The organism is Streptomyces sp. NPDC055506, assembly GCF_053643595.1.
Genome location: NZ_JBSHKH010000092.1, coordinates 23,789 through 33,762, shown reverse-complemented (window position 1 = coordinate 33,762; position 9,974 = coordinate 23,789). Strand labels below are relative to the sequence as shown.

General features: G+C 68.8%; 9 protein-coding genes. 4 read left to right on the top strand and 5 right to left on the bottom strand.

Annotated elements, in window-relative coordinates:
• From ACWIF2_RS28480 to ACWIF2_RS28470, 3 genes are all read right to left on the bottom strand, one after another.
• Positions 1 to 558 (bottom strand): TerD family protein (locus tag ACWIF2_RS28480; RefSeq protein WP_454363659.1); only part of this gene is annotated, 558 nt, incomplete at its 3' end.
• A 147-nt stretch (positions 559 to 705) separates the two neighbouring features.
• The gene (locus ACWIF2_RS28475) at positions 706 to 1,164 is read right to left on the bottom strand and encodes a peroxiredoxin (protein WP_382492966.1); all 459 of its coding nucleotides are present in this window, start codon (positions 1,162 to 1,164) and stop codon (positions 706 to 708) included.
• A gap of 108 nt (positions 1,165 to 1,272) precedes the next feature.
• Positions 1,273 to 1,710 (bottom strand): DUF3052 domain-containing protein, encoded by a 438-nt coding sequence (locus ACWIF2_RS28470; protein ID WP_039932421.1) that lies wholly within the window; start codon positions 1,708 to 1,710, stop codon positions 1,273 to 1,275.
• A gap of 415 nt (positions 1,711 to 2,125) precedes the next feature.
• On the opposite strand from ACWIF2_RS28470, the gene aceE reads away from it, so the two are divergent.
• Both aceE and ACWIF2_RS28460 read left to right on the top strand, forming a co-directional pair.
• Complete coding sequence (gene aceE, locus ACWIF2_RS28465; RefSeq protein ID WP_454363658.1) at positions 2,126 to 4,873, top strand: pyruvate dehydrogenase (acetyl-transferring), homodimeric type; 2,748 nt, start codon at positions 2,126 to 2,128, stop codon at positions 4,871 to 4,873.
• 83 nt (positions 4,874 to 4,956) lie between these two features.
• Positions 4,957 to 5,691 carry a potassium channel family protein gene (locus ACWIF2_RS28460; RefSeq protein ID WP_454363657.1) on the top strand — a complete coding sequence of 245 codons (735 nt, stop codon included), beginning with the start codon at positions 4,957 to 4,959 and terminating at the stop codon, positions 5,689 to 5,691.
• 64 nt (positions 5,692 to 5,755) lie between these two features.
• Here ACWIF2_RS28460 and ACWIF2_RS28455 read toward each other — a convergent pair whose 3' ends face one another.
• Both ACWIF2_RS28455 and ACWIF2_RS28450 read right to left on the bottom strand, forming a co-directional pair.
• A complete protein-coding gene (locus ACWIF2_RS28455) occupies positions 5,756 to 6,061 on the bottom strand; it encodes a small hydrophobic protein (protein WP_382492974.1) in 306 nt (101 codons plus the stop codon).
• Between the two features lie 237 nt (positions 6,062 to 6,298).
• The gene (locus ACWIF2_RS28450) at positions 6,299 to 7,924 is read right to left on the bottom strand and encodes an MFS transporter (protein WP_454363656.1); all 1,626 of its coding nucleotides are present in this window, start codon (positions 7,922 to 7,924) and stop codon (positions 6,299 to 6,301) included.
• A 126-nt stretch (positions 7,925 to 8,050) separates the two neighbouring features.
• Here ACWIF2_RS28450 and ACWIF2_RS28445 point away from each other — a divergent pair, with 126 nt between their 5' ends.
• Both ACWIF2_RS28445 and ACWIF2_RS28440 read left to right on the top strand, forming a co-directional pair.
• Positions 8,051 to 8,683, top strand: coding sequence for a TetR family transcriptional regulator (locus ACWIF2_RS28445; RefSeq protein WP_454363655.1), 633 nt, complete (start codon positions 8,051 to 8,053; stop codon positions 8,681 to 8,683).
• Between the two features lie 73 nt (positions 8,684 to 8,756).
• Positions 8,757 to 9,965, top strand: coding sequence for an alpha/beta hydrolase (locus tag ACWIF2_RS28440; protein ID WP_454363654.1), 1,209 nt, complete (start codon positions 8,757 to 8,759; stop codon positions 9,963 to 9,965).
• The last annotated feature ends 9 nt before the right edge of the window (positions 9,966 to 9,974 follow it).

Sequence of the window (9,974 nt, the reverse complement as noted above, 5' to 3'; positions counted from 1 at the left end):
GTCCTGCGCGATGCCGCGCAGGCCCGAGGCGTAGCCCTGGCCGATGGCGCGGAACTTCCACTCCGCGCCGTGCCGGTAGAGCTCACCGAAGACCATGGCGGTCTCGGTGGAGGCGTCCTCGCTCAGGTCGTACCGGGCGATCTCGGTGCCGCCGGCCTGGTTCACGACGCGGATGAACGCGTTGCGCACCTGGCCGAAGGACTGCTGGCGGGTCTCGGCGTCGTAGATCGAGACCGGGAAGACGATCTTCTCCACGTCGGCCGGGACGCCGGCGAGGTCGACCTTGATCTGCTCGTCGTCGCCCTCGCCCTCACCGGTGAGGTTGTCGCCGGTGTGCTCGACGGAGCCGTCCGGCGTCTTGAGGTTGTTGAAGAAGATGAAGTGCTGGTCGTTGCCGACCTTGCCGGAGTTGTTCAGCAGCAGCGCGCTGGCGTCCAGGTCGAAGTCCGTGCCGGTCGTGGTGCGGATGTCCCACCCCAGACCGATGATGACCGCGGTCAGGCCCGGCGCCTCCTTGCTAAGCGATACGTTGCCGCCCTTGCTGAGGCTGACTCCCACGAGTCCTCCATTGGTGTTCTGGGGCGGGATGCCCCGTTGTGCTCGGATGTCGGATCAACGAGTCGATCCTAGTGACGGGTTCCCGCACCACCCAGGCCCTGAAGCCGGGAATTCAGCGGGTGTCGGGCGCATGCCGCCCGACCGGCGTCACAGGGAGTCGAGCGCCTTCACGTAGTCGTTCAGGTCGCGCGCGTCCGGCAGGCCGTTGACGACGGTCCACCGCACGACGCCCTCCTTGTCGATGACGAAGGTGCCGCGCACGGCGCAGCCCTTGTCCTCGTCGAAGACGCCGTAGGCCCGCGAGACGTTGCCGTGCGGCCAGAAGTCCGACAGCAGCGGGTACTCCAGACCCTCCTGCTCGGCGAAGACGCGCAGGGTGTGGATGGAGTCGTTGGAGACGGCGAGCAGCTGGGTGTCGCGGTCGGAGAACTGCGGCAGGTTGTCACGCAGCTCGCACAGCTCGCCCGTGCACACGCCGGTGAAGGCGAAGGGGTAGAAGAGCAGCACGACGTTCTTCTCGCCGCGGAAGTCGGACAGCCTCACGCTCGCGCCGTGGTTGTCCTTGAGCTCGAAGTCGGGGGCCTTCTCGCCGGCCTGGATCGCCATCGTGGTGGGTGTCCCTTCGTGCGGCTTCTCGGGTGGGGACCACCCTACGCAGGCACGGGGACAGGCCGATGGGCGGGCCGACGGCTGTCGGCCCGCCCCGTCCAACGACTAACGCTTGGACTTGGCGGCCTTCGGCGTGGCCAGCCGGCTGCCGCTCCAGTCCTTTCCGACGCTGACGCTCTTGGACGCCGTCAGACCCGCCGTGGTGGCGGCCTCCGAGATGTCGCTCGGCTCCACATAGCCCGAACGGCCGGTCTTCGGCGTGAGCAGCAGGATCGCGCCGCCCTCTTCGATGTACGTGGTGGCATCGACCAGCGAGTCCGTCAGGTCGCCGTCGTCGTCACGGAACCACAGCACAACGGCGTCGGCCACGTCGTCGTAGTCCTCGTCCACCAGGTCGCTCTCCACAATGCCTTCGATGGCCTCGCGGAGTTCCTGGTCCACGTCGTCGTCGTAGCCGATCTCCTGGACCACCTGCCCGGGCTGGAACCCCAGCCTGGCGGCAGGGTTCGTCCGCTCCTCCGCGTGGTCCGCGGTCGCGCTCACGGGTTGCCTCCTGATCATGTTTTGGGAATGTCTCAGCCACGCGCGTGCGCGAAGCATTGGCCGTAGTCCACACGGGCGGGACGGATCGCGCAAGTACCCGGCCGTTCAGACCGCCGAAACGGTGACGATCCTGGCCGTGTCACCGCAACTCCAGGCACACCATCATGCTCCGAGGTGACGTACACCACACCTTTCTGCCCTGTTTGGGCGTTTGGGAATCGTCTGTGGGTACGAGACTCGAATGTATTCACCCCATACGTCACAGAGCCGAGCTCCCGCTCGGGTTACCGCTCGGTAGAGATGACGTTTACGGCCCCGAGGTAGACCATGGGTGGCGGCGCAGCCCAGCGACATCGCCCAGCGACTCCAGCGAAGCAGCGGCCCCCGCACGGCCCTCCGACAGGTAAGGAACAGCGTGGCTTCCGCATCCGATCGCAACCCGATCATCATTGGCGGCCTTCCGAGTCAGGTTCCTGACTTCGACCCCGAAGAGACGCAGGAGTGGCTCGACTCGCTCGACGCCGCCGTCGACGAGCGCGGCCGTGAGCGCGCCCGGTACCTGATGCTGCGGCTGATCGAGCGGGCCCGCGAGAAGCGCGTGGCCGTGCCGGAGATGCGCAGCACGGATTACGTGAACACCATCCCGACCAAGAGCGAGCCGTTCTTCCCGGGCAACGAGGAGATCGAGCGGAAGATCCTCAACGCGACCCGCTGGAACGCGGCCGTGATGGTGTCCAGGGCCCAGCGGCCCGGCATCGGCGTCGGCGGCCACATCGCCACGTTCGCGTCCTCCGCCTCCCTCTACGACGTCGGCTTCAACCACTTCTTCCGCGGCAAGGACGAGGGCGACGGCGGCGACCAGGTCTTCTTCCAGGGTCACGCCTCGCCGGGCATCTACGCCCGCGCCTTCATGCTGGACCGGCTCAGCGAGGAGCACCTGGACGGCTTCCGCCAGGAGAAGTCGAAGGCGCCCTACGGCCTGTCGTCGTACCCGCACCCGCGCCTGATGCCGGACTTCTGGGAGTTCCCGACGGTGTCGATGGGCCTCGGCCCGATCGGCGCGATCTACCAGGCGCGGATGAACCGCTACATGCACGCGCGCGGGATCGCCGACACCTCCAAGTCGCAGGTGTGGGCGTTCCTCGGCGACGGCGAGATGGACGAGCCGGAGTCGCTGGGCCAGCTCACGCTCGCCGCCCGCGAGGGCCTGGACAACCTGACCTTCGTCGTCAACTGCAACCTCCAGCGGCTCGACGGCCCGGTGCGCGGCAACGGCAAGATCATCCAGGAGCTGGAGTCGGTCTTCCGCGGCGCCGGCTGGAACGTGATCAAGCTGGTCTGGGACCGCAGCTGGGACCCGCTGCTCGCCCAGGACCGCGACGGCGTGCTGGTCAACAAGATGAACACCACGCCCGACGGACAGTTCCAGACGTACGCCACGGAGACCGGCGCGTACATCCGCGACCACTTCTTCGGTGACGACCACCGGCTGCGGGCGATGGTCGAGGGCATGACCGACGACCAGATCCTGCACCTGGGGCGCGGCGGTCACGACCACCGCAAGATCTTCGCGGCGTACAAGGCGGCGGCCGAGCACAAGGGCCAGCCGACGGTGATCCTCGCCAAGACGATCAAGGGCTGGACGCTGGGCCCGAACTTCGAGGGCCGCAACGCCACGCACCAGATGAAGAAGCTCACGGTCGACGACCTCAAGCGCTTCCGCGACCGCCTCCACCTGCCGATCCCGGACAAGGAGCTGGAGTCCGGCGCCCCGCCGTACTACCACCCGGGCCGGGACTCGGAGGAGATCCAGTACATGCACGACCGCCGCAAGGGACTCGGCGGTTACGTCCCGACGCGTGTCGTGCGGTCCAAGCCGCTGGCTCTCCCCGAGGACAAGACGTACGCGACCGTGAAGAAGGGCTCGGGCCAGCAGTCCATCGCGACGACGATGGCCTTTGTCCGGCTCCTCAAGGACCTCATGCGGGACAAGGAGATCGGTAAGCGGTTCGTGCTGATCGCGCCGGACGAGTACCGCACGTTCGGCATGGACTCGTTCTTCCCGAGTGCGAAGATCTACAACCCGCTCGGCCAGCAGTACGAGTCGGTCGACCGCGATCTGCTGCTCGCCTACAAGGAGTCGCCGAACGGCCAGATGCTGCACGACGGCATCTCGGAGGCGGGCTGCACGGCCTCGCTGATCGCGGCCGGCTCGGCCTACGCCACCCACGGAGAGCCGCTGATCCCGGTTTACGTCTTCTACTCGATGTTCGGTTTCCAGCGCACCGGCGACCAGTTCTGGCAGATGTCCGACCAGCTGGCGCGCGGTTTCGTACTGGGCGCGACCGCCGGCCGTACGACGCTGACCGGTGAGGGCCTCCAGCACGCCGACGGCCACTCCCAGCTGCTGGCCTCCACGAACCCCGGCTGTGTGGCGTACGACCCGGCGTTCGGCTTCGAGATCGCCCACATCGTGCAGGACGGCCTGCGCCGGATGTACGGCGGCTCCGAGGAGCACCCGCACGGCGAGGACGTCTTCTACTACCTGACGGTCTACAACGAGCCGATCCAGCACCCGGCCGAGCCGGCGAACGTGGACGTCGAGGGCATCCTCAAGGGCGTCTACCGCTTCAGCGAGGGCACCAGCGGCTCCATCCCGGCGCAGATCATGGCGTCCGGTGTCGCGGTGCCGTGGGCAGTCGAGGCGCAGAAGATCCTGGCCGAGGACTGGAACGTCAAGGCCGACGTCTGGTCCGCGACCTCCTGGAACGAGCTGCGGCGCGAGGCCGTGGACTGCGAGCGGCACAATCTGCTGCACCCCGAGGAGGAGCAGCGGGTGCCGTACGTGACCCGGAAGCTGGCCGACGCGCAGGGGCCGGTCGTGGCCGTGTCCGACTGGATGCGGGCGGTTCCGGACCAGATCGCGCGCTGGGTGCCGCAGACGTACCAGTCGCTCGGCGCGGACGGCTTCGGCTTCGCCGACACCCGTGGCGCGGCCCGCCGCTTCTTCCACATCGACGCGCAGTCGATCGTGGTGGGGGTGCTGACCGAGCTGGCCCGTGCGGGCAAGGTCGACCGGTCGGTGCTCAAGCAGGCCATCGACCGGTACCAGCTGCTCGACGTGGCGGCGGCCGACCCGGGGGCCGCGGGCGGCGACGCATAACACGCTGAACTCCGTCAAGGGGTGGTGCGCGTCACGGGTACACCGTGGGCACACCACCCCTTCACGTTTCCTACGATGCGGCCATGCAGCAGCAGTCGGCCCAACTCCGTTGGGAACAGCACACACAGCGGCCCCTCTTCGGCCTGGCCCTGGCCTTCGCCGTCGCCTACGCCGTGCCGATCGTCCGGCCGGACGCGAGCCGGGACGTGGTGGACGTGTGCACCGCGGTGGAGTGGGTGGTGTGGGGCGCGTTCGCGCTCGACTACGTGATCCGGCTGGCGCTCGCGGAGCAGCGGCTGAGGTTCGTACGGACGCACTGGCTCGACCTGGGCGCGGTGCTGCTGCCGGTGCTCCAGCCGATGCGGCTGCTGCGGCTGGTGTCGACGCTGCTGCTGGTCGGGCAGCGGGCGCGGATGGCCTCGCAGATAAGGCTCACGACGTATGTCGCCGGCGCGGTGGTCGGGCTGCTGATGTTCGGGTCCCTGGCGGTGCTGTCGGTGGAGCGGGACTCGCCGGACGGGAACATCAAGACGCTGGGTGACGCGGTGTGGTGGTCCTTCACGACGATGACGACCGTCGGTTACGGCGATCACGCGCCGACCACGGGCCTGGGGCGGATGCTGGCGGTCGGGTTGATGCTCTCCGGGATCGCGCTGCTGGGTGTGGTGACGGCCAACATCGCGGCGTGGTTCATAGCGCGGTTCGAGAAGGACGACGTCGAGGAGCGCCGGCAGACGGAGGCGATACGGGAGCTGACGGAGGAGGTGCGCGCGCTGCGGGGGGAGTTGGCGGCGCTGAAGGGGACGCCGGTGGAGTAGTGCCGGTACGTAAAGGAGGGCCTCCGGCGTGACCGCCCAAGGCCCTTCCCTCACTCCACCCGGGTCAGAACATGCCCAGGCCCGGTGTGGCCGCTCCCGACAGCCAGATGATGGCCAGGAGCGTGTCGATGGCACCCAGAACCAGTGCGACCACGGCCGTTACCGGGCGGGAACCCGCCCATGTGCGGCCCATGGCGAGCCAGCCGCAGACGATCGCCGCGGGGCCGAGGATGATCCCCAGCACGAAGAATCCGGCGACCGCGCAGATGACTCCGATGATTCCGAGCGTCGCGCGATCCGGCCCGGTCCGTGACCACGTCCGGCCACGTGAGCGGGGGTGCCTGCGCGTACCGTGTCCGAAGCTCGCCATCTCAACTCCCGTGAACCCTCGGTCGATTGGGGTTCCGTAGGGGTACGACATGGCGAGTACCCACGATGCGAGGCTCAATCCCGCTGCCTGCGCGCTGCCCCCCTCCGGCAGCGCGCCGCAGCGGCCGTCCTCCATGCCCTGCGGAGGACTTGACCCACTGTGACCTGCGATGCCCGCCGGAGGGGAGGGGGTGGCGGTCTTGTTCACCCTGATAGGCGAACGCCCCGTCAGAGGCCGTCAGATGTGCGCCGCTCCCGCGCCGGCCTCCGCGTTCTCACCGCGCTTGGTGAGGAACGCCACCAGCACCGCGACCACGGCGACCCCGGCGGCCACGAGGGACGCCGCGCTCATGCCGGAGATGAACGTGTCGTGCGCGACGCCCGTGATCTTCGCGGCGATCGCGTCCGGCGTGCCCGGCGCCAGCGGCGGGACACCGACCTGGACCGCCTCGGACGCCTGGTGCTCCTGCTCCGGCGTCAGCGGAGGGAGCCCCGCCTTCTCCCAGTTGCCCGCGAGGTCGCTGTTGACCTTGGAAGCCATCACCGCACCCAGCACGGCCGTGCCGAGGCTGCCGCCGATCTGCATGGCGGCCTGCTGAAGACCGCCCGCCACGCCCGAGAGCTCCATCGGGGCGTTGCCGACGATGACCTCCGTGGCACCGACCATGACCGGCGCGAGGCCGAAGCCCAGCAGGGCGAACCAGAGCGACATGACACCGCTGCCGGTGTCCGTCTCCAGGGTCGACATCCCGTACATGGCGATCGCGGTGAACGCCATACCGCCGGCGAGCGGGACCCGGGGACCGAACTTGGTGATCATCGCTCCGGCGAGCGGCGAGCCGACGATCATCATGCCGGTGAGCGGCAGCAGGTGCAGACCCGCGTCGATCGGGCTCATGCCGTGCACGTTCTGGAGGTAGAACGTCACGAAGAACAGGCCGCCCATGAAGGCGATGGCCATCAGGATCATCAGCACGACACCCGCGGACAGCGCCACGGAACGGAACAGCGCGAGCGGGATCAGCGGCTCCCGCACCTTCGTCTCCCAGAAGGCGAACACCACGAAGCACAGCACGGAAGCACCGAGGAACGACAGCGTCTTGACGTCGCCCCAGCCCCACTCGGACGGCGGGGCCTTGATGAGCGCCCACACCAGGCAGAACACGGCCGTCGACAGCAGGGCGATGCCCAGGAGGTCGAAGGAGCGCGGGGCGTTCTCGGCGCGGTGGTCGAGCAGGATCAGCACACCGAGGACGACGGCGAGGACACCGACCGGCACGTTGATGAAGAACACCGACTGCCAGTTGACGTGCTCGACGAGCACACCGCCGAGGATCGGGCCGCCCGCGGTGGACGCGCCGATGACCATGCCCCAGATGCCGATCGCCATGTTCAGCTTCTCGGCCGGGAAGGAGGCCCGCAGCAGGCCGAGCGCGGCCGGCATCAGCAGCGCGCCGAACAGGCCCTGAAGGACGCGGAAGACGACGACGAACGCGATGCTGTCGGACAGGCCGATGGCCCCCGAGGCGGCGGCGAAGCCGACGACACCGATGAGGAAGGTCTGCCGGTGGCCGAAGCGGTCGCCGAGCTTGCCCGCGGTGATCAGGGAGACCGCGAGGGCGAGGAAGTATCCGTTGGTGATCCACTGGACCTCGGCGAAGGTGGCGCCGAGGTCCTTCTGTATGGCCGGGTTGGCTATGGCCACGATGGTGCCGTCGAGGGCCACCATCATGACCCCCACAGCGACGGTGATGAGGGTGAGCCAGGGGTGCCCCCGCAGCCCCTTGCCCGGCGTCGCGTCCGACGGTGCCGCCGGTGCCTTGCCCCCCGACCCCGTCGTGTCGATGGTGGTCTGACTAGTCATGCGTCGAGGCTAATGACAGCCACTGACAATTGACAAACCAATTCACAAGTCGGTAACTGACAGGACACCCTCAGATAGCCTGAACTGCGAAAACAGTTCGGAGGAGAGCCGAGGAGAGAGAGCCGCTTGAACCTGCGTGAACGCAAGAAGCAGCGCACCCGGGACGCGCTGCTGCGCGCCGCCCTCGAACTGTTCGCCACGCGCGGCTACGACGAGACCACCGTCGACGACATCGCCGCCGCCGTCGACGTCTCGCAGCGCACCTTCTTCCGCTACTTCGCCGGCAAGGAGGAGACGGCGTTCTTCGTGCCGCGGCTCGCGGAGGGGCTCGTCGTCCAGGCCCTGCAGATGCGCCCGCCGGGCGAGGCCCCGCTGGAGGCGCTGCGCCGGGCCGTGCTGGAGAGCTGGGACACGATCAGCGAGGCCGTCGAGGAGATCGTGCCGATCGACCTCCATCTGCGCGTCTACCGGGTGATCGAGTCGACGCCCGCGCTGTTCGCCGCCCATCTGCGGCGGTCGGCGGAACTGGAGGAGCAACTCGCGCGCATCATCGCCGAGCGCGAGGGGCTGGACGTGGACGCGGATCCGCGGCCGAGGATCGTGGTGGCCCTGTTCGGCGGGGTGATTCGCGTCACCGAGCGACTGTGGTCCGCGGGGGACGAACTCAGCCTCGCGGGAATGCGCCAACTCACCACGACATACCTGGATCAGGTGGGTCCGGCGCTGGCCGGGAACTGGCGTACAGGGCAGTCCCCTTAGCACACACACCGAAACGTGATCCCGGTCACTTGGTTAACGCGAGACCCTCTCGTTCTCCTAGTGTGTCCTTTCAGTGACTTCCTTCGACACCTCCCCGCAATTGAACGTCTGGCGCGCACTGCTCGCTCTGGCCGTCGTGTTCGTGATGCTGGCGACCACCGGCTGGACAGCCCTGCGCAACCAGCGGGGCGACACGCCGCTCCAGGCCTCGCTCTCCGCCTGGGAGCACGGCCGGATCGGCGGCCACGGACTGCCGGACCCCGAGGCCCAGCCGAAGAAGCTGGCCCGCTTCTTCGCCTCGCTCACCGAGCACGACCGCGCGAGCCTGGTCCGCAAGTATCCGCTCGCCGTCGGCAACATGAACGGCGCGCCGGTCGAGCTGCGCTACCGCGCCAATCGCATCGCGCTCGAGCAGGCGCGCAAGGTCGAGCGGGAACGCATGCACGACAGCCGCCTCACGGCGGTCGGGAAGCATGAGGCCGGCCGAAGGATGCACCGCTTCGAAGACCTCCTGGAGCAGGGCCGCCACATCCTCGCCTTCGACCCTGAGGGCTCGGGCCGGGTGGCGGAGGTCTTCGGCGATCTGCGCGAGGCGGACCGGGTCTCGGTCGTCGTGCCCGGCGTGGACACCGACCTGCTCACCTTCCAGCGCACCCAGCGCAAGTACTCGGCGCCCGTCGGCATGGCCGAGTCGCTGCACGCGGCGGAGCGGGCGGCGAGCCCCTCGACGCGTACGGCCGTGATCGCCTGGGCCGACTACACGGCACCCAGCGGACTCGGCATCGACTCGGCCACGGCGATGCGCGCGGCGGACGGTGCCGTACGACTGAACGCGCTGGTGCGGGCCCTGCCCGGCGCCAAGCCGGTCTCACTGTTCTGCCACAGCTACGGCTCCGTGGTGTGCGGGGTCGCGGCGCGTTCACTGCCCGGCCGGGTGGCCGACATCGCGGTGGCCGGCAGCCCCGGCATGCGCGTCGAGAAGGCCGCCCAACTGCACACCACCGCCCGGGTGTGGGCCATGCGGGACGCCGACGACTGGATCCAGGACGTGCCCTACCTGGAGGTCGGCGGTCTCGGCCACGGGGCCGACCCGGTGTCCTCCGGGTTCGGCGCACGGGTGCTCTCGGCCCAGGGCGCGAAGGGTCATGCCGGCTACTTCGAGCCGGGTACGGCAAGTCTGATGAATTTCGCAGAGATCGGCGTTGGCGCATACCGCTCGGTGCACTGCGCGCACGAAGACGGCGTCTGCCGGACCGGTTTGTCCGGCACGGCGGCGGCCTGACGCGCGTAG